Raw genomic sequence first — 17,807 nt, forward strand, 5'->3', positions numbered from 1 at the left:
CGATGCTTTTCGATATCCGCACCATTGTCGGCACGCTGTTGGGCAGTTATGCCGTCATCCTGATCGTGACCGGGCTCGTGCACGACACCGCCGCCGAGGAGGCCAAGACAGGTGGCGTGAACGTGAACCTCTGGGCCGGTATCGGCATGGGTGCGGTGGCGCTGGCCTTCCTGGTCTGGGTGGTGTTGCGGCCGGTACCGGTGCCGACCAAGGTCGATGCGCCCGCCGCCGAGGCGGATTCGCCGCCCGAACCATGACCGACGCGGATCGATGACTCTGGGGTGTTACGGTCGAAACACCCGAGATGCCGCGCAGGAGACGACCATTGAGCCACGAGTCCATCGGATCACACCGCGCCCAGAACCGGCCGTTTCCGTTTCCGTTGCCGGCGACGCCGATCCATGTGCCCGATGAGGTGCTCGCCGATCTCCGGCAGCGGCTCTCCATGACCCGATGGCCCGACGACGCGGGCAATGACGACCGGTACTACGGCGTCGATCGCCGCTACCTGCAGGAACTCGTCGAGTACTGGCATACCGAATACAACTGGCGCAAGGCCGAAGCCGCGATCAACGCCTACGAGCATTATCGCGTCGAAGTCGACGGTGTTCCCGTGCACTTCATGCGCAAGCCCGGTGTCGGCCCGAACCCGACACCGCTGATCCTCACGCACGGTTGGCCGTGGACGTTCTGGCATTGGTCCAAGGTCATCGACCCGCTCGCCGATCCGGGCGCGCATGGCGGCGACCCCGCCGAAGCATTCGACGTGATCGTGCCGTCCTTCCCCGGTTTCGGCTTCTCCACCCCGCTGCCGAACAACCCGGATATGAATTTCTGGAAGGTCGCCGACCTCTGGCACACCCTCATGACCTCGGTCCTGGGCTATCGGAAGTACGCCGCGGCGGGCTGTGATGTCGGCGCGCTCGTCACCGGTCAACTCGGCCACAAATATGCCGACGAGCTCTACGCGATCCACATCGGATCCGGCCAGAAGTTGACGCTGTTCGAGGGCGAACGCGCCTGGGATCTCACCGGCGGCCGTCCCATTCCCGACGGCCTCCCCGCCGACGTGCACGCCCGAATCATCGAGCTGGAACACCGCTTCGCCGTCCACCTGGCCGCGCACGTCTTGGAACCGAGCACCCTGTCCTTCGGCCTATCCGACTCACCCGCCGGAATGCTCGCCTGGATCCTGCAACGCTGGATGAAATGGAGCGATGACGGCGGCAATATCGAAACCGTCTTTCCCAAGGACGACCTGCTGACGCACGCCATGATCTTCTGGGTGACGAATTCGATCAGCACCTCGATCCGCACCTACGCCAACAACAACCGCTACCCCTGGACCCCGTCGCACAACCGCCAACCGGTCATCGAAGCCCCCACCGGCATCACCTTCGTCGGCTACGAAAACCCACCCGGCGTCACCACCGACCACCGCGTCCAGAACTTCCTCGATAGCGACCGTGCCCCCTGGTACAACCACGTCAACCTCACCGCCCACGCCAACGGCGGCCACTTCATCCCCTGGGAAATCCCCACCGAATGGACCGAAGACCTCCGCCGCACCTTCCGCGGCCGCCGCTGACAACCCGAACACTTTGCGACAGAGCGTATTTCACCTGTGTCGCCGATCCGCGGTCATGAATCCGATGGCATCAGCCCGGGTAGAGGTAATGTTTGGGCCCGAAGTGGCCTGTTCCGCTCGAGCCGGCGTAGGGCACGTCGAGCGGGGCGATATTGAGCTTGTGCGGGTTACCGTCGAGGTCTGCTTGCCAGCAATCCTGCTGTACGCCATGGAAACCGGTGCACACGATGCGGGTGCTCGTACCGAACGGCGAGGTCAACCGGTTCCGCTCGGACAGTGGATTCCAGTAGTCGGGGTCGGGCTGGACCGCGAAGTCCTTCGTCTCATACACCGACAATGCGCCCCCGCCATCCGAGGGCCAGTCATCGGCGGTGGCGGCACCCGCACCGATCAATAGGGCGGCGCTGGCCATCGCGGAGAGCGCGGCGATCCGCGGCAACAGCTTGTTTTCGAAGCTCATCTCTATCCTCTCCCGCTTCCAGAGTCTCTGGAAGTAGAAGCATGCTAGCCCGGTCGGCTCCGACAAGTGATCAGCGGACATGCTGGCGATTCGACGACCATCATTCCTGAAGCACTGTGGCTCAAGACGTTTCAGCACCGATGATGTCGTGCGGGCCGCATCCGTTAGTGGCAGATTTCAGCGAGCGTGCACGAGTGACGCTCACCGCGTGCCGGCAGGGCTTGCGATCCGATGCCGTTGACGGTTCGCGGTTCAGGTCCAGATGGCTTGCGCGAGGGCGGTTCCGGTGAAGGTCGCGCCGAGTCCGGCGATCACGCTGGCGATGATGTTGGCCGCGGCGTAGAAGCGTGCGCCGGTTTGGGCCAGTCGCAGTGTTTCGTAGGAGAAGGTGGAGTAGGTGGACAGGGCTCCGCAGAATCCGGTGCCGACGAGTAGTTGGATGTGTGAGGAGGCAGCTCCTGCGGTGACTGCGCCGGTCAGTATGCCGAGGCTGAGACAGCCTGTGAGGTTGGCGGCGAATGTGCCCCAGGGGAACAGGGTGTCGTGTTTGGATTGCACGATCCGGTCGGTCAGATAGCGCAGGGGTGCACCGACCGCCGCGCCGACGATGACGAGTAGCCAGTTCATCGTTACGTGTTTCGGCCGACGTAGCGGATGACTTCGACGTCGTCGAGGATCACCAGGCCCTCACCTACCAACTCGTCGAGTTGTGGCAGGAAGGCGCGGATCCGTTCGGCCGCGTCGATGATGACGATCGCGACGGGCATATCTTCGCTGAGTGAGAGCAACCGGGTGGTGTGGACGTGCGAGGACGCTCCGTAGCCTTCGATGCCCCGGAACACGCTGGCACCGGCCAGCCCGGCGTGGTGGGCGCGGTGCACGATTTCGGTGAACAGTGGCTTGTGGTGCCAGGTGTCGCTTTCGCCGATGAACACGGTCAGCCGCAGCGCGGTACCGGTGAGCCTGGTCATCGCGTCCTCCTCGTGAAGATTCGGTGGGTGAGTGCGGCCATGGTCCACGTCGCGGTGAGCGCCGCGATCAGAGTCAACGACAGATAGGCCAGCCCGCGCGCCGCGTGGCCGGACTCGACCAGGCGTTGGATATCGGCGGTGTGGGTGGAGAAGGTGGTGTAGCCGCCCAGCACCCCGGTGCCGAAGAACGGTCGCAGCAGCCGATGCGCCGACCACACCTCGGTGATCAGGACCATGAAGATCCCCATTACCGCGCAGCCGGTGACGTTGACCGCCAGCGTCGTCCACGGAAACGCCTCGGCCGTGGTCGGCCACCACAGTGCCGCCCCGTACCGGGCACACGCCCCGACCACACCGCCGACAGCGACGACGGCCACCACCGGAGCGTTCTCGCGCAGTCGTCCACGCGGTGCTGTCGCAGCGAATGGGTCTGTGCCGGTGATGTTGTCGGGGTGAGGTGTTCCCATAGGTATATCTCCCACTCGTGCGGCACCCGGGTACGGGCGCATGTCTCACAAGCAGGGACCGTTGGCGGCGGTGCTGCCGCGGTTCGGGTACGGCGGGCCCCACCGCCGCGCGCCAACCCCCGACGAAGCCAGGGCTGATGCTGTCCATCAGCGTAAAGCATGCGCGCTGACTCGTCCCGCCACACCGATCGCGAGTAGGCGGTTACGAAGATCTGGCGCCCATGTCGATGGTGCTGGTCTTGCGAGGCCGGTCAGCCGTTGCGTCCAGCTGACGCCGTGGCCAGTTCCTCGTGCAGGTATGGCCTGATATTGCCCATCGCGCGTGCCACGTAGTCTTCCTTCTCGCCGACCGGAGCGACGTAGTGCAGAGCGCTTTCGGCCGCTTCGACACTTTCCAGGCGGGCGATCATCCAGGCCGCGAGGTAGTGCGATGCGAGGCAGCCGCCGGCGGTGGCGAGGTTGCCCTTGGCGAAGAACGGCTGCTCGAGCACAGCGACTCCGGCTGCCTGGACCCACGGTTTGGTCGTCAGATCGGTGCAGGCGGGAACGCCGTCGAGCAGTCCGAGCTCGGCCAGCACCAACGCCCCGGAACATTGTCCGGCCAGCAGTTGCCGAGACGGGTCGAGTCGCAGCCGCGCCATCAGCTCCTGGTCGGCGACGACTTCGCGGGTCTGCACCCCGCTGCCCACGATGACCGCGTCCGCGGCGCTGGCTTCCTCCAGGGTGGCCATCGACTCGATGACCACACCGTTCATCGACCGGACTCGCTGCGTAGGACTGGCGATCGATACCCGCCAGTCGGTCTTCTTGGCTCGATTGAGAACGCCGAGCGCAATGAGTGAGTCGAGTTCGTTGTAGCCCTCGAAGGTGAGGATGGCGATATGCATGACGGTTGCCTTTCCCGGTCGCTACCAGGCACCGTATGACCGCGATCCAATACAATCAAGAAATTGTCATGCATACAATCGGGGCGTGGCAGTTTCGAGATACAAAGGCGTCGTGGACGCGTTGGCGTCCGATATCCGGGCGGGGCGGTTGCCGGCCGGGACGCGGCTGCCGACCCATCGCCGACTCGCGGCCAGCGAAGGGCTGGCATTGGTGACCGCGTCGCGGGTCTATGCCGAGCTGGAAGCCATGGGCCTGGTGAGTGGGGAACCCGGCCGGGGCACCTTTGTGCGCGAGATCGCGCTGCCGCCCAGCCATGGCATCGACCTGCAGGCGGCTGCGGCGGACGTGGTGGATCTCAACTTCAATTACCCAGCACTACCTGGTCAGGCCGAGATGCTGCGGCAGGCATTACGTCAGTTGGCGTCCCGGGGTGACCTGGAGGCCCTGTTGCGCTACCAGCCCCATGGTGGGCGACCTGATGAGCGGGCCACCGTAGCCCGCCATCTGCGGCGGAATGGATTAGCGGTCGGCGCCGATCAGGTGCTGATCGTCAATGGCGCTCAGCACGGATTGGCCGCCACCGCCATGGCGACGCTGCGGCCCGGAGACGTCGTAGCCGCCGATGCCCTGACCTATCCGGGCTTCAAGGTGCTCGCCCATGCGCTCCACGTGGAACTGGCACCACTTCCGGCGGCGGGCCACGCGCCCGACTCGACGCCCTCGAACAGCTCTGCGCGACGCGGCGAGTCCGTGCCGTGTACACGATGCCGACACTGCACAACCCGTTGGGATGGGTCACCGGGGAACACCACCGTGAGCAGCTGGTCGAGATCGCGCGCCGATACGAACTGCTCATCATCGAGGACGCCGCGTATGCCTTCCTGGCCGAACAGCCACCACCCCCACTGGCGGCGCTCGCACCGGAAAGGACTGTCAACGTCTCTGGGCTCTCCAAGAACGTCGCGACCGGCCTGCGTTTCGGATTCGTCACTGCCCCAAAAACATTGGTGCCCGCCATCGAGCGTGCGATCCGCGCCACGACCTGGAACACCCCTGCGGTGATGACAGCGATCGCGTGCCGATGGCTCGACGACGGCACCGTCGCCGAGCTGGAGACGCAAAAGCGCGATGATGCGAGGATCAGGCAGTCGATCGCCCGCGACGTGCTGGCAGGGCTACCTCAGGTCAGCAATCCGTCGTCGTATTTCCTCTGGCTCCCGCTGCCCGAGGACGTACGAGCCGACCAGATTGCGGCCGCGCTCATGCGCGAACACGTACTGGTGTCCACGGCGGAACCGTTCGCCACGTCTGCGCACGCGCCACATGCGCTCCGGCTGGCTCTCGGCTCGACAAATCTGGACACCCTGCGCCAAGCGCTGGGAAAGGTAAAACGGGTCGTCGATGCATACACCTATCGCTGAGTCGGCAAAATGCGTGTCAGCTGGTGACGCGCTCGATCCAGGCGATCAGATCGTCTTCGACTTCTTCTCGGTTGAGTTCGTTGAGGATTTCGTGCCGGGCGTCGGGGTAGCTGCGGTAGGTGATGTCGGTGGCACCGGCATCTCGATAGCGTTGCACCGCAAGGTCACTCAGCTTCAGGCCGTCGTTGAGGGGATCGCGGTCGCCGACCATGATGTAGAACGGTAGGTCCGCGGGGACCGGGGTCGGCCTGGCGAGCAGGTCGACCCCGTTGGCGGCGAGGGTGGTCATGCTCGTCTCGTCGATGGCGAAACCACACCACGGGTCGGCGACATAGGCATCGACCTGGGCTTCGTCGCGGCTGATCCAGTCGGCGGCGGTGCGTAGGGGCTGGAATGCGGCATTGAACAAACCGAGCAGATCGCCGCCCGCGGCCGCGATGTTCTCGAACAGCTTGTCGACCGCTGTCGCGCCGGAAAGTGCTACGCCATCGAGTAATTCGGCCTCGTCGAGTAGATACTGTTGCGCGGCCATGGCGCCGAGGCTGTGCGCGAGCAATACCAGCGGCACCGCGGGATGCCGATCGCGCAGGATCTTCGTCAGCGCGACCATATCGGCGACGAACATATTCCAGCCGTCGGGTCCGAGATCACCCGGCGTACCGGCGATACTGTGCCCGTGGCCGCGTTGGTCGGCGGCGTAGACGACATAGCCTGCGGCGACAAGCCGTTCGGCCAGATGGGCGTACCGGGCGGCGTGTTCGCCCATGCCGTGCGCGATCTGAATGACTCCACGCACCTGCGGTCGGGCCGGAGCCCAGGTGTGCACGTAAATGGTGACGCCGTCCGCGCTCGGGAAGGTGAACATCTGCTGGCTCCTGGTGTGCTGCGATCGGTGGTGCGAGGCGAAAGTGGTTGTGTGGGAAGTAATGTCACCTTCTCGGGCGCAGGCGGGTGGCGCGCTCGAGGATCTTGCCGCTCGGTCGGTGGGCAGCTCATCGAGCAGTCAAACCTGCCGCCGGTACTTGTCCGCAGCTAGATGCGCGCGGGTGAAGATCCGCACTCATCGGCTGTCGTCGTCGCGCCGGTTCGCAGCACGACGGCGGCGGCGACTTCCTCGCCGAGCCGGGTGTCAGGAACGCCGATCACCGCGGCCTGCACCACATCCGGATGTTCGTAGCGTAGTTCCTCGATTTCGCGCGGGTAGACGTTATAGCCGCCGCGAATGATCATGTCCTTCTTGCGGTCGACGATGAACAGGTAGCCGTCTGTCGGGCCAGATCCCCGGTGCGCAGCCAGCCGTCCGGGATGGCGGCCGGGTCGCCTCCGGATCTCCCAGTACTCCTTCACGAGATTCGGTCCGCGGGAGGTGATTTCGCTGATCCCCTCCGCCACGTCGATGAGCCGCACCTCGACGCCCGGAATCGGGATCCCGATGGGTCCGGGCTTGCGTAGGTCATCGTCGCCGTACCGAAGCGCGGTGCGGGCCGATGCGGGTGGCGTTGTGCGGAATTCAGTGCCGCCGCCCGGCCGCGAGGCTGTGCCGGGTATCGAAGCGGCCCTTCGGGTTTCGCAGATTCTGTCGGACCGGCGGCAGCTGCCCGACCAGCAGATCGTTGTACTGGCCTTTCCCGCGGGTCCGCTCCTCGCGCTGCTACGCGAGGAGCGGACCCGGCTGCTGGAAACCCTCGAGTATTGGTTCGCAGCAGGCGGTTCGGCCGGCGCCTGTACGTTCACGCCGATACGGTCCGCTACCGGACCCGCAGGGTCGAGCAGTTGACCGGTCGATCCTTGGTCGGTCCACAGGTGGTACTCGATCTCGGTGCGGCCTACAGGCATTGCCCGCCCTCAACGGTGCCGACGGTCCGCGCTGATCGGCCAAGGGTTGGTGGTGCGGAGCCGGGCTACTTCCCCTGGAAAGGGGCACCAACCGTGGTGAAGTACTGCACTGCCGCACCGATCGCGACCGGAGCGGTCACCAGGATCTGACCCGCCAGCACACCGAGCGCGCCGACCGCGACGATGCCACCGAGGCAGCCGACGGCCGCGGCGGGGATGAATGCCCCGAACAGACCGACGATGGCGGCCGCGGCGACCGTCGCACCGGCGATACCACCGAGCACACAGCCGACGGCGCCGCCGCCGAGACCACCGACCAGGGTGCCGATGGTGGCACCCATGCCGATGGTGCTGGTCATGCGGGACCAAGCGGCCTGCTCACGGTCGTACTCGGTCTTCCACGGGGCCTTGTCCTCGTACGGCAGCGCGACCGGTTTGTAGGTCGCGTGCGCCGTATCGAACTGTGGGGTGAGAGTCGCGGTGTGGTCGGCGATATCGGCCACGACAGGGAATTCGAAGTCGTCCACACGGAGGGTCAGCGGGGTGCCCGCGACGGTTGTTCCGTTGGCGGCCTTGATCTTCAGTGCGCCGTCCTCGACGACCAGCGATCCGGAATCTGTGGTGATGATCGACTGGGTGTCGGTGGCCAGGGCGGTGAAGTTGATCGGGTCGGCGGCCTCGATCGGTTCGGCGGAGCTCGCACCGGCGGCAATTCCCACCGCGGTCGTCATGAATGCAGCGGCCAGGGCGAACTTGTTGATCTTCATGAGATTGGTGAATCCTGTCTGTTCGAGGCATGGCGATACAACGGCCATACCTCTGACGTTCGGTAGGTCGAATTGGTAACTGCCGGAGCCCCTCACGCCCCGGCGGTTCCAGTAGGTGCGTCCGCGCGGCGGACGCGGCACTAGGTCGTGGCGCGCGTGCGCCCGATGAGGCCGACGATGATGTCGACAACCAGGAAGGCGAGCAGACTCAGCCCGACCAGCGGCACGAACCAACCGACAACCAGCGCGGCCGCCACGATGGGCGCCGCCAGCCACGGCGAGGTCTGGCGCAATGCACCGCGACGAGGTGCGCGCCCGATGGCGAACCGCGAAGCACCGCGGGTCGGCCGCCGCTTCCACCACATCAGGTAGCCGAGCACGAGCACGACGATCAGTCCGATCATCGCCATGAGCAGCAGCAACTGGTTGAGCAGCCCGAACATCAGGCCCATGTGGAATTGGATGCCCCAGTTGGTGAGCTTGGCCATGATCGGCCAGTCGGCATAGGCCAGCGTGTCGGTGACCGTGCCGGTCGCGCCGTCGACGGCGACCGAGTCGACAGTGTAGGTGCCGGGCATGCGCCGCTCCTTCACCGCGAATGCGCTGCCGGGCTTGGCGGGAATGGTGATCTCGGCACCCTGGGTGATGCCATTGGCGCGGGCCGCCGCATAGACCCCGTCGAGCTGCGCGATCCGGGTCGGCAGATCGACCGGTACGGGCGTATGGTCGCCGCCACCATGGTGCTCGCCTCCCGCGTGGTCCTGCGCAGTCGCACCGGGCAGTGCGGTGCTCACCGCAGGTGTGGTCCAACTCAACTGCGCACGCAACTCGGTGATGTTCTCGCCCGCATAGGTCGACCACGTCATCCCGGTCGCCGACAGCAGCAGGATCACCGGCATGATCCAAACGCCAACGGCTCCATGCCAATTCATCGATCGGCCGCGGCCCTTGTGGGTGCCGTCCGGTGCCAGCAGCCAGGCCGCCGAGTTCCGGGCGCGACGGCTGCGGACCCGGCGGATCCATAGCACCAATCCGGCCAGCGCGACAACCCACAGCCAGGAGGCGGCGAGCTCGCTGTAGAGCCGTCCCGGCTCGCCGAGGTGCAGATCCCGGTGCAGCCTATCGATCCAGGTGCGCATCGGCAGCGCACCCGAGCTGCCGTAGACGACATCGGTGCCGACCGGTTGCGCGGTATACGGATTCACGAAGACTGCGCGTCGTTCGGACTCGCCGAGGGACGGGTCATCGAACAGCACGCGGGTGGTGTCGTCGGCCTCGGGTGCCGGAGCCACTGCGACCAGCTGCAACGTCGGCTGGGTGGCAACAGCCGCGCTGACCTGTTCGGACAGCGGCCGCATAGCGCCGTTCGGCTCGACCGTCAAAAGGTCGTGCGAGGTTATCGATTCCAGGGTGGGGGAGATCGCATAGAGCGCTCCGGTGACCGCGGCGATGAGGATGAACGGTGCGATGAAGATGCCCGCGTAGAAATGCAGCCGCATTGCCAGGGGATAGAGGCCATTGCGTGGCCGATTGGTCGTTTCCGCTGCCGGTGCCGGTGATTCGGCATCCGGTGGACTGATGTCGGTAATGCTCATGGTGATTCGTTTCTGGAGTTCGGAAGAACCCGGAATCGTCGTCATCGGCGAGGGCCGTGGGAATCCGGGCGCCATCATCGCGGCGAAACGCCGGAATTTGTGACGAACAGCGGATTCCGGCATTCGCCGGGCGCGGGTAACGCCGCGCGAACAAGGCGAGTTCGTGATCGACAGCAGCGCTGATCGGCGAACCGTCGATCCAGGGAATCGATATCAGACGGTGAGGTGAAATCTCGTCCCTGGAAAGGCATATGCGCGGTGACGGCGACGCACGAGCAGAGCCCGTGCACCGGGTAAAGGAGAATCAGTGACCGAACACCAGCGGCGGACCACGTGTGCGCAGCGATTCCGCGGCGAAAACTCGCAGAATGACGCGATCGCGATGCGTCAGGCGCAGCGGCACCGGCCCCGGAATTGCGGGCGGGTGATAGCGCATCGGCACCACCCGGGAGAGCACTGAACAGCCGATCCGGTACGCGGCTTCCGCGCCTCGGATCACCATCGCCGCGCACATGGCCGCGAGGAGGTGCGCGGCAACCATACCGGGACTGAGCTGGGCATCGCCGTGATGCATATGCCCCGAGCTCCAGCCCATGGTGAGGTGGCCGTGCAGTTGACCGGTGATGAGCACCACGACCAGCCCGATCGAGCTGTCGCGCAGCGATGCGATACCGGCGACCAGCGCACCGACGACGGCCGAGGCGGCAGCGAGCAGTACGAGGGTGGTACCGCTCGGCGCCATACCGCCGGACGCCCACCCATGTGCGGCAACGGATATGGCCGCGGAGATCGAACCGGCACATGCGCCGCGCACTCGCGCGACGGCGCTGCGTTGCCCCGCAGCGGCCGGGCCGAACTCGATACTCACGCGCTGATGATAGCCGACGAATTACCAGCCGATCGCCACCCCGGGCGGCAGCCGGAATTCATGGGATGCCTCGAGTTTCCAGGTGGAAGAAATGCAAATGCCGCACACCTCCGGATTTCCGTACGAATTCCGTAGCCGGGAATCGAAGGTGTGCGGCCCCGAGTGCGAATCAGCTTGCGTCGATTTCCATTTCGATCAACGGCTTGCGCAGCAGCTTGCCGGTCGCATTGCGCGGCAGTTCGTCGAGGAAGATCACCTCGCGCGGCACCTTGTAGCGCGCGAGATTCGCCCTGACGTAATCCTTGATCTCCTGCGCGTCGCGCTTGGAGTCCGGACCGGGAACGACGAAGGCCCGCAACCGCTTTCCGAATTCGCGGTCGTCAACGCCGACCACCGCCGCCTCGAAGATATCGTCGCGGCCCGCGATGAGGTTCTCCACTTCGAGTGGGAAGACGTTCTCGCCGCCGGAGACGATCATGTCGTCGTCGCGGCCGTCGATGTAGAGCAGGCCCTCGGCATCGAAATGCCCGACGTCACCGCTGGACATCATGCCGTCCACCATCTCCTTGGTGCGGCCGTCGGTGTAGCCGGTGAAGGCGAAACCATTGTCCACGAAGATGGTGCCGGTCACATTGGGGTCGGTGATCGGCTTGCGGTTCTCGTCGAGCAGCACGATCCGGATGCCGACCGGCGCCTTGCCCGCGGTGGTCGGGGCCTTGCGCAGATCCTCCGGTGTCGCGACGGTCATGACCGCGCATTCGGTGGAGCCGTACAGGTTGTAGAGGCTGTCACCGAAGTAGTCCAGGGTGCGGGTGACGACATCGGGCGCGATGGCCGAGCCCGCCGCGAAGATCACCTCGATGGTGCTCGGGTCGTACTTGGCCAGCACCTCGTCGCCGAGATCGAGGATGCGCTGCAGCATGGTCGGGACCACGACCAGCGAATCCGCCTTGTACCGAGCGATATTGGCGAGAGTCTGCTCCGGATCGAACCGGCGCTGCTGGAAGATGACCCGATTGCCGAGGGCCAGGCCGAGGGTGAACTGCGAGAGGCCGGTGCCGTGGAAGATCGGCGCGGCCATGATCATGGTGCCGTTATTGGGCAGTGGCACCCGGTCGACGAACTGGGCCGAGGCGAAGGGGCTGACCCGGTCGCGCGGTGCGCCCTTGGGGGTGCCGGTGGTGCCACTGGTCAGGATGACCATGCCACCCGGCTTCGCGGGCGCGGGCAGCGGTTCGGTCGAACGGCCCGCGATCAGCGATTCGATGGTCGGCACCGACGGATCGACATTGTCCTTCTCGTCGACCCAGGTGAGCACGCGGGGGATCTCGGCAGAGATCGCGCTCATCAGGTCGAGGAATTCGCTGTCGTGCAGGACGGCCTTGACGCTCTCGCGCTCGGCCACGTCGGCGAACTGCGGTTTCGCGAAGCCGGTGTTCATCAGAACCGTGCGCACACCGAGTTTGCCGGTCGCGAGCAGGCTCAGCACCATGCCGCGATGGTCGCGCGCCAACAGGGCGACTACGTCGCCGGGCTCGAGGCCCTGCGCTTCGAGGCCACGCGCCAGCGCACTCGACTGCTCGTTGAGCTGGCCGAAGCTCACCTCGCCGCGCTCATCGACGATGGCGCCCGCGCCCGGCCTGGTCTGCGCCGCGTGCATGACGACCCCCGCGAAGGGGCCGAACTTGAGCACGTTGAACGCGGACCGGACCGCGTGATCGGGTCGGAGCGGATTGAACAGCCGTCGCTTGACCATGACATTCACGCCCTGGGCGAAATCGCCCGCTTTCTGGACGGAGCCATGCAACGCAGGCAGGGTTAGAGACATTCGACAACGCCTTCCGCAGTCCACCCACCGGGACCGGGGGTGGTGTGGACCGCAACTTCGAGATCCAGTGCTGGCGCTAACAATAGCAAGCGTCTGTGACTCGGTGTGTCATGTATCTCAGTTGCTCTGGCTCGCCCGAGCCCGCCATCCGTGAGAAGGGGTTGAATACGCTGGTACGCCCCGGTCACCGGGGCGAGTGCATTCGACTACGCCGTGACGTCGTACTCGACGAGCACGCGGCGCAGCAGTTTTCCGGTGGGGTTGCGCGGCAGATCGTCGAGGAAGACGATTTCGCGCGGGACCTTGTAGCGGGCCAGGTTCTCCTTGACGTAGGTCTTGAGTTCTTCGCCGTCGGGGGAGTGACCGGGCTCGGGGACCACGAAGGCGCGCAGGCGCTTACCGAACTCGACATCGTCGACGCCGACCACCGCCGCGTCGAAGACGTCCGGACGCTCCAGCAGCAGGTTCTCCACCTCCTGCGGGAAGACGTTCTCACCGCCGGAGACGATCATGTCGTCATCGCGGCCGTCCACCATCAGCAGGCCGTGCTGGTCGAAGTGCCCGACATCGCCGCTGGACATGTAGCCGTCGATGATCTGCTTATGCCTGCCGTCGGTGTAGCCCTCGAACGGTGCGCCGCTGCGGATGAAGATGCGCGCGGTGGTGTTGATCGCGGTGACGTGCTTGTCGTTGTCGTCGTAGAGCCGGACCTCGCACGTGATCGGCGCGCGTCCGGCGGTGCCGGGGGCGATGGCCAGATCGTCCGGATTCGCGACGGTGGCGACGGCGCATTCGGTGGATCCGTACAGGTTGTACAGGACCGGCCCGAACACCTGCGTGGCCTTGATGCACAGCTCCGGCGCGAGCGCGGAGCCCGCGATCAGAATGCATTTCAGCGAGGTGGTGTCGTATTTCGCCCGGATCTCCGGTGCCAGCTCCGTCATCCGGTGCAGCATGGTCGGCACCGCGACCAGCATCTCGGCCTGGTGATCGGCCACCATCTTCAGTGTCGCCTCGGCGTCGAAGCGACGGCGCACCACCACTTTGTTGCCCATCGCGGAGCCGACCAGGTAGGTGCCGAGCCCGGTGCTGTGGAAGATCGGTGACACGATGACCTGAGTTCCCTTGACCGGGAACGGGATTCGGTCCACCATCTGCGCGGTGGCCAGCGGGGTGACCTTACTGCGCGGTGCGCCCTTCGGCAGGCCGGTGGTCCCGCTGGTGAGGATGACGAAGCCGCCCGGTTTGGACGGCGCGGGCAGTTCCTCGGTCGAGTTGGCGGCGATCAGATCGTCGAGAGTCTGTGCGCCCTCGGGCAATTCGGTGCCCTCGTCGACCCAGGTGAGATAGCGCGGAAGGTCGGTGGGCAGTGCGTCGAGTAGTCCGAGGAACTCGCTGTCGTGCAGCACGGCCTTGACCTTCTCGCGCTCGCAGACCTCGGCGAACTGCGGCTTGGCGAATCCGGTGTTCATCAGCGCGACCCGCACGCCGAGTTTGCCCGCGGCGGCCATGGCCAGGATGAGGCCGCGGTGGTCGCGCGCCAGCACTCCGACCACGGACCCCTCGGTCAGATTCGCCTGCCGCAGCCCCCGCGCGATCGCGGTCGACAGTTCGTCCAGCTGCCGATAAGTCAGTTCGCCGCGCTCGTCCACCAATGCGGGGGAGTTGGGCGCGACCCGGGCCGAATGCCGGATCAACGTCGCCTGCGGCCCGTAGACCTGCGATTCCTTTATGGTCCGCAGGGCCTCCAGCGGCTTCTTGGGGTCGCTGACTCCTTTTGCCCGCAGCACCCCCAGTGCCTTCACAACCTCCAGCGCATGCGCCAACTTCATCGTCGAACACCTCCACCAGGAACTCGCGTCGGCCCTCGACCTAGCGATATCGAACGGGCTTGTCTGTCTCACCCACCGTATCAGCGGGTATGGCGTGGATCACACTTTGCCATCCCGTCGCGTGGCCCGCGCGATGGAGGCCATGGTTTTGCCCGATCTCGAGCGTCACCGACGCGCGGTGGCCAGCGCGACCAGCAGGGGTACCACTCGGTTCGGGGGTACTTCGAAGCGGCCCTGGCCCACGGTGTGGAGCCAGCCGGTAGCTGCGAGTTGACGGAGGTGGTTGTAGACCTCGCCGGAGGTGCCCACCTCAGCGATGTCGGTGAGTTCGGCGGCGGTTCTGCTGCCCCGAAAGATCTCCCGCAGAATGCGCAGGCGGACCGGACTGCCAAGGGCGGCGAGGCATTCGGCGGCATCGCCCCAGTCGTAGGCGACGATGTCATCGGTGCTGAACTGGACCTGCCAGTCGAACTGCTCCGCGCTGGGCAGTGAGCCCGAACCGGCGAACATCACCCCCCCGTTGCGCTGGTCCGCATTCGCGAACTCCTCATGAAGCCGCCGCAGCGCCCACCCTCCCTGCGGGGCGGATCCATTCGCTCTCCCGTTGCCATCCTTGATGAGATCCTTGGCCGCGAGTCGGCGTTCGAGCTTTGCTAGTCGGTCTTCCACGCTCACGAACGCAAACTAACGGACTGGCGTAATTGCGGCAATGGCTCAGCATCGACTGATGTGATGCAAAAACCCGGCACGGAAGTCCGTGCCGGGCTCGTGTGCCGGATAGTCAGTTGTAGAAGGTCCCGAACGACGGGACCGAGATGGTGGCGAGTCGGTACTGGAAACCGTCCGGGTTGGCATCGCTGACCGGGACGGGCCAACGGTGCCACAGTGTTCCGTAGACCGCTGCGGCGACGAGCCCGCCGCCGATGTCGAGGGCGCGCGTGCGGATGGTGGTGTCCACCGTGGTGTCGTCGTGCTCGGAGAGCGTCTCGGTGCCGCTGCGGCCGTTGGACAGGTTGATCCACAGCACCTGCAGTCTGGCTCCGGTCTGATTCGGCGAGATCGTGCCCGGTCCACCGAAGAATCCGACTCGGAACCCGTCGTACCCGAGGGCGATACCGGACCCGTAGACGCCCGGCCCGTCACCGCGTCCGATATCGGATTGCGCTGGGATCTGGAACGGCTGCGCGGGCAGTGCCACCTGTTCGGCGACCTGTCCGGAGGCCAGCAGCCGGTCCACGGCCTGCTCGGCCGTGGGATTCCCGCTGGCCGCTGCCCGCAGCTGCTGTGTCGCCGCATTCCAGTCGATCGCCGCCGGTTCGGCGGCGGCATGACCAGCGAAGATCGCAGCGAATGCGGTGGCGGCCGCGAGCGCGGCGGTGAAACGACGTATCAAACCCACTCTGTGCATAACCAGTCTCCTTGCGGGGTCTTGGTACAGCTCGATGGAATTCGTTCCGGTGATGATTCGGAGCCAAGATACCGGTCGCTACTTCGTGGGTGCGTTAGACCCTCAATGCGCGGTTGACAGCCCCAGGTGCGCGGTGGCGTCCAGGTCATCGGCGACGGCGGCGAGCTTGCCGCGGATCGCGCCGACCGCGTCGGCGCCCAGAGCCAGCCGCAGCGGTGGCTTCTCCATGCCGAGCGCGGCGACGACGGCCGCCGCTGCCTTGTCCGGGTCGCCCTCCTGCAGCTGGTCGCTGCTGGCGAGGGTGCCGCGGGTGGCGCCGACGGTATCGGTGTAATCGGCGATCTCGGCGCTCATCCGCAGGGCTGGTCCGGCGAATGAGGTTCGGAAGGCACCGGGTTCGACGATCAGCACCTGGATGCCGAGCGAATTCACCTCGGCGGCAAGAGCTTCCGAAGCCAGCTCGAGCGCACCCTTGGCCGCGCTGTAAGCGCCGACACCCGCGAACGACAGAAGTCCGCCCATGCTGCTCACCTGAACGATTGCGCCGCTGCGACGTTCCCGCATCTGAGGCAGGACCAGCCGGGTCAGGTTCAGCGGACCGTGGAACATCACCTCCATGACATCGCGCAGCTCCGCATCGCTGGTCTCCTCGATCGCACCGACAATGCCGTAGCCCGCATTGTTCACCAGTACGTCGATCCGCCCGGCGGCTTCGACGGCGCGGCGGGCGGCCTCGGCATCCCGAACGTCCAACGCGACCACCGTGATCCGGCCCGGATGGGCGGCGACCATATCGTCCATCGTCTCGGGCCGCCGCACCGCGGCAATGACCTCGTCGCCCGCCGCGAGCGCCGCCCGCACGAACGATGCGCCGAATCCGCTATTGGCTCCGGTGATCAGCCAGCGGCGCGAAGTGGTCTCTGCACTCATGGTCTTCCTTCTATCTCGGTAGTGACTTCGACAACCCTGCCAGCCGATGCGGTCGCGCCGGTATGGCCCGAAGGTGGAATATTGACCCGTGATCGATGCATTGACCGACCCGATCCGCCAGCCCCGGCCGCTTCCCGAGGGCGAACCGCTCTCGGCGGAAGATCACCGGCGACTCATCGGCGTGCTCGAGTCCGTCGACCACGCCGCCGATCTCGCGGAGTTCCGCGAACGTCTGGTGCGAGCGCTACAAACCTGGTTCGGCTTCGTCGGTGTCGCGGTACTGCACGGCAATACGCTCGCCGAAACCATCCGCGCGGGCTGCGGCGTCCAAGGCGGCTACACACCGGAATTCATGGACGAATACACCGCCCGCTGGGCAGAATCGGACCCGTTCCGCAGCGCGAGCGCCGCCGACCTGCTCGGCTCCCGCGGCGTTGTCAGATTGGGCGAAATCGACACGGACACAGCGTTTGTCGACCAGTTCCTCAGACCACACGGCATTACCGACAAGGCAGGTATGGTCGTCGAGGCGGGCTCTGCGGGAGTCCTCTATGTGGGCGTCGCGGTCCGTGACGTACCCCGCGTCCCCGACCGCGACATCGCGGTACTGCGAACCCTCCGCCGCCACCTCGCCCCGCTCGCCATCGACCAGCTCACCCGCGACCGCGCCCACCGAGCCACCCGGGCGAATTGGCAACTGACACCCCGAGAATGGGATGTAGCCGACTTGGCCGCCCAAGGCATGACCAACCGCCAAATAGCCGACCGCCTCTTCATCGGCGTCGACACCGTCAAGAAACACCTGACCCGGGTCCTCGCCGAAACCGCCTGCACCACCCGGACCCAACTCGCCCTCCGCTACGCCGCAGGCTGAAAACCCAGTACCCCATTGGTCATTCGGCATCGCAAACATACTTGATGCCCCGGCAACAAAACCGGTGCCGGTCC

20 protein-coding genes and 1 pseudogene are annotated in these 17,807 nt (G+C 65.8%); 6 read left to right on the forward strand and 15 right to left on the reverse strand.

Annotated elements, in window-relative coordinates; translation table 11 throughout:
* Window positions 1-2: 2 nt before the first annotated feature.
* Window positions 3-257 carry a hypothetical protein gene (locus tag ACQP1G_RS09165; RefSeq protein ID WP_433200806.1) on the forward strand — a complete coding sequence of 85 codons (255 nt, stop codon included), beginning with the start codon at window positions 3-5 and terminating at the stop codon, window positions 255-257.
* Between the two features lie 68 nt (window positions 258-325).
* The gene (locus ACQP1G_RS09170; protein WP_433200809.1) at window positions 326-1,588 is read left to right on the forward strand and encodes an epoxide hydrolase family protein; all 1,263 of its coding nucleotides are present in this window, start codon (window positions 326-328) and stop codon (window positions 1,586-1,588) included.
* Window positions 1,589-1,658: 70 nt separating this feature from the next.
* On the opposite strand, the gene ACQP1G_RS09175 is transcribed toward ACQP1G_RS09170, so the two are convergent.
* The 5 genes from ACQP1G_RS09175 to ACQP1G_RS09195 all read right to left on the reverse strand — a co-directional run bounded on the left by ACQP1G_RS09175 (window position 1,659) and on the right by ACQP1G_RS09195 (window position 4,373).
* Window positions 1,659-2,048, reverse strand: coding sequence for a hypothetical protein (locus ACQP1G_RS09175; RefSeq protein WP_433200812.1), 390 nt, complete (start codon window positions 2,046-2,048; stop codon window positions 1,659-1,661).
* 252 nt (window positions 2,049-2,300) lie between these two features.
* The gene (gene crcB, locus ACQP1G_RS09180) at window positions 2,301-2,675 is read right to left on the reverse strand and encodes a fluoride efflux transporter CrcB (RefSeq protein ID WP_433200815.1); all 375 of its coding nucleotides are present in this window, start codon (window positions 2,673-2,675) and stop codon (window positions 2,301-2,303) included.
* Between the two features lie 2 nt (window positions 2,676-2,677).
* Window positions 2,678-3,019: a DUF190 domain-containing protein gene (locus ACQP1G_RS09185; protein WP_433200818.1), complete on the reverse strand. Its 342-nt coding sequence runs from the start codon at window positions 3,017-3,019 to the stop codon at window positions 2,678-2,680.
* On the reverse strand, window positions 3,016-3,486 hold the full coding sequence (locus tag ACQP1G_RS09190; protein WP_433200821.1) for a fluoride efflux transporter FluC: 471 nt from the start codon (window positions 3,484-3,486) through the stop codon (window positions 3,016-3,018). The genes ACQP1G_RS09185 and ACQP1G_RS09190 overlap by 4 nt, the downstream gene beginning before the upstream one ends.
* Window positions 3,487-3,737: 251 nt before the next feature.
* Complete coding sequence (locus ACQP1G_RS09195; RefSeq protein ID WP_433200823.1) at window positions 3,738-4,373, reverse strand: DJ-1/PfpI family protein; 636 nt, start codon at window positions 4,371-4,373, stop codon at window positions 3,738-3,740.
* Between the two features lie 85 nt (window positions 4,374-4,458).
* Here ACQP1G_RS09195 and ACQP1G_RS09200 point away from each other — a divergent pair.
* Window positions 4,459-5,795: pseudogene (locus ACQP1G_RS09200) on the forward strand (PLP-dependent aminotransferase family protein).
* A 16-nt stretch (window positions 5,796-5,811) separates the two neighbouring features.
* On the opposite strand, the gene ACQP1G_RS09205 reads toward ACQP1G_RS09200, so the two are convergent.
* Together ACQP1G_RS09205 and ACQP1G_RS09210 are read right to left on the reverse strand one after the other, a co-directional pair.
* A complete protein-coding gene (locus ACQP1G_RS09205) occupies window positions 5,812-6,660 on the reverse strand; it encodes an alpha/beta fold hydrolase (RefSeq protein WP_433200826.1) in 849 nt (282 codons plus the stop codon).
* 167 nt (window positions 6,661-6,827) lie between these two features.
* Window positions 6,828-7,202 carry an AMP-binding enzyme gene (locus ACQP1G_RS09210; protein ID WP_433200829.1) on the reverse strand — a complete coding sequence of 125 codons (375 nt, stop codon included), beginning with the start codon at window positions 7,200-7,202 and terminating at the stop codon, window positions 6,828-6,830.
* A 94-nt stretch (window positions 7,203-7,296) separates the two neighbouring features.
* Here ACQP1G_RS09210 and ACQP1G_RS09215 point away from each other — a divergent pair, with 94 nt between their 5' ends.
* Window positions 7,297-7,572, forward strand: coding sequence for a hypothetical protein (locus tag ACQP1G_RS09215; RefSeq protein WP_433209572.1), 276 nt, complete (start codon window positions 7,297-7,299; stop codon window positions 7,570-7,572).
* Entirely contained in the window at window positions 7,488-7,781 is a 294-nt protein-coding gene (locus ACQP1G_RS09220) for a helix-turn-helix domain-containing protein (protein ID WP_433200832.1), read from the forward strand. The genes ACQP1G_RS09215 and ACQP1G_RS09220 overlap by 85 nt, the downstream gene beginning before the upstream one ends.
* On the opposite strand, the gene ACQP1G_RS09225 is transcribed toward ACQP1G_RS09220, so the two are convergent.
* The 8 genes from ACQP1G_RS09225 to ACQP1G_RS09260 form a co-directional block, all read right to left on the reverse strand.
* The gene (locus ACQP1G_RS09225) at window positions 7,697-8,398 is read right to left on the reverse strand and encodes a hypothetical protein (RefSeq protein WP_433200835.1); all 702 of its coding nucleotides are present in this window, start codon (window positions 8,396-8,398) and stop codon (window positions 7,697-7,699) included. The two genes, ACQP1G_RS09220 and ACQP1G_RS09225, sit on opposite strands and share 85 nt — an antisense overlap.
* A gap of 140 nt (window positions 8,399-8,538) precedes the next feature.
* A complete protein-coding gene (locus ACQP1G_RS09230) occupies window positions 8,539-9,993 on the reverse strand; it encodes a PepSY-associated TM helix domain-containing protein (protein WP_433200838.1) in 1,455 nt (484 codons plus the stop codon).
* Between the two features lie 304 nt (window positions 9,994-10,297).
* The gene (locus tag ACQP1G_RS09235; protein ID WP_433200841.1) at window positions 10,298-10,861 is read right to left on the reverse strand and encodes a hypothetical protein; all 564 of its coding nucleotides are present in this window, start codon (window positions 10,859-10,861) and stop codon (window positions 10,298-10,300) included.
* Between the two features lie 169 nt (window positions 10,862-11,030).
* A complete protein-coding gene (locus ACQP1G_RS09240) occupies window positions 11,031-12,689 on the reverse strand; it encodes an acyl-CoA synthetase (protein WP_433200844.1) in 1,659 nt (552 codons plus the stop codon).
* A 206-nt stretch (window positions 12,690-12,895) separates the two neighbouring features.
* On the reverse strand, window positions 12,896-14,521 hold the full coding sequence (locus tag ACQP1G_RS09245; protein ID WP_433200847.1) for an acyl-CoA synthetase: 1,626 nt from the start codon (window positions 14,519-14,521) through the stop codon (window positions 12,896-12,898).
* Window positions 14,522-14,686: 165 nt separating this feature from the next.
* Window positions 14,687-15,196 carry an ArsR/SmtB family transcription factor gene (locus tag ACQP1G_RS09250; protein WP_433200851.1) on the reverse strand — a complete coding sequence of 170 codons (510 nt, stop codon included), beginning with the start codon at window positions 15,194-15,196 and terminating at the stop codon, window positions 14,687-14,689.
* A gap of 106 nt (window positions 15,197-15,302) precedes the next feature.
* Window positions 15,303-15,929: a hypothetical protein gene (locus ACQP1G_RS09255; protein WP_433200854.1), complete on the reverse strand. Its 627-nt coding sequence runs from the start codon at window positions 15,927-15,929 to the stop codon at window positions 15,303-15,305.
* Window positions 15,930-16,031: 102 nt separating this feature from the next.
* Window positions 16,032-16,859 (reverse strand): SDR family NAD(P)-dependent oxidoreductase, encoded by an 828-nt coding sequence (locus ACQP1G_RS09260; RefSeq protein WP_433200857.1) that lies wholly within the window; start codon window positions 16,857-16,859, stop codon window positions 16,032-16,034.
* An 88-nt stretch (window positions 16,860-16,947) separates the two neighbouring features.
* Between ACQP1G_RS09260 and ACQP1G_RS09265 the strand changes: the two genes are divergently transcribed.
* The gene (locus tag ACQP1G_RS09265) at window positions 16,948-17,733 is read left to right on the forward strand and encodes a helix-turn-helix transcriptional regulator (protein ID WP_433200860.1); all 786 of its coding nucleotides are present in this window, start codon (window positions 16,948-16,950) and stop codon (window positions 17,731-17,733) included.
* Window positions 17,734-17,807 lie beyond the last annotated feature (74 nt).

This window comes from Nocardia sp. CA-107356 (assembly GCF_050946365.1).
GTDB lineage: Bacteria > Actinomycetota > Actinomycetes > Mycobacteriales > Mycobacteriaceae > Nocardia.

Bases quoted from the DNA above. Each gene is read 5' to 3' on its own strand.
- ACQP1G_RS09230 (WP_433200838.1), bottom strand. From the start codon at position 9,993: ATGAGCATTACCGACATCAGTCCACCGGATGCCGAATCACCGGCACCG.
- crcB (WP_433200815.1), bottom strand. From the start codon at position 2,675: ATGAACTGGCTACTCGTCATCGTCGGCGCGGCGGTCGGTGCACCCCTG.
- ACQP1G_RS09185 (WP_433200818.1), bottom strand. From the start codon at position 3,019: ATGACCAGGCTCACCGGTACCGCGCTGCGGCTGACCGTGTTCATCGGC.
- ACQP1G_RS09245 (WP_433200847.1), bottom strand. From the start codon at position 14,521: ATGAAGTTGGCGCATGCGCTGGAGGTTGTGAAGGCACTGGGGGTGCTG.
- ACQP1G_RS09260 (WP_433200857.1), bottom strand. From the start codon at position 16,859: ATGAGTGCAGAGACCACTTCGCGCCGCTGGCTGATCACCGGAGCCAAT.
- ACQP1G_RS09255 (WP_433200854.1), bottom strand. From the start codon at position 15,929: ATGCACAGAGTGGGTTTGATACGTCGTTTCACCGCCGCGCTCGCGGCC.
- ACQP1G_RS09240 (WP_433200844.1), bottom strand. From the start codon at position 12,689: ATGTCTCTAACCCTGCCTGCGTTGCATGGCTCCGTCCAGAAAGCGGGC.
- ACQP1G_RS09195 (WP_433200823.1), bottom strand. From the start codon at position 4,373: ATGCATATCGCCATCCTCACCTTCGAGGGCTACAACGAACTCGACTCA.
- ACQP1G_RS09205 (WP_433200826.1), bottom strand. From the start codon at position 6,660: ATGTTCACCTTCCCGAGCGCGGACGGCGTCACCATTTACGTGCACACC.
- ACQP1G_RS09190 (WP_433200821.1), bottom strand. From the start codon at position 3,486: ATGGGAACACCTCACCCCGACAACATCACCGGCACAGACCCATTCGCT.
- ACQP1G_RS09225 (WP_433200835.1), bottom strand. From the start codon at position 8,398: ATGAAGATCAACAAGTTCGCCCTGGCCGCTGCATTCATGACGACCGCG.
- ACQP1G_RS09165 (WP_433200806.1), top strand. From the start codon at position 3: ATGCTTTTCGATATCCGCACCATTGTCGGCACGCTGTTGGGCAGTTAT.
- ACQP1G_RS09175 (WP_433200812.1), bottom strand. From the start codon at position 2,048: ATGAGCTTCGAAAACAAGCTGTTGCCGCGGATCGCCGCGCTCTCCGCG.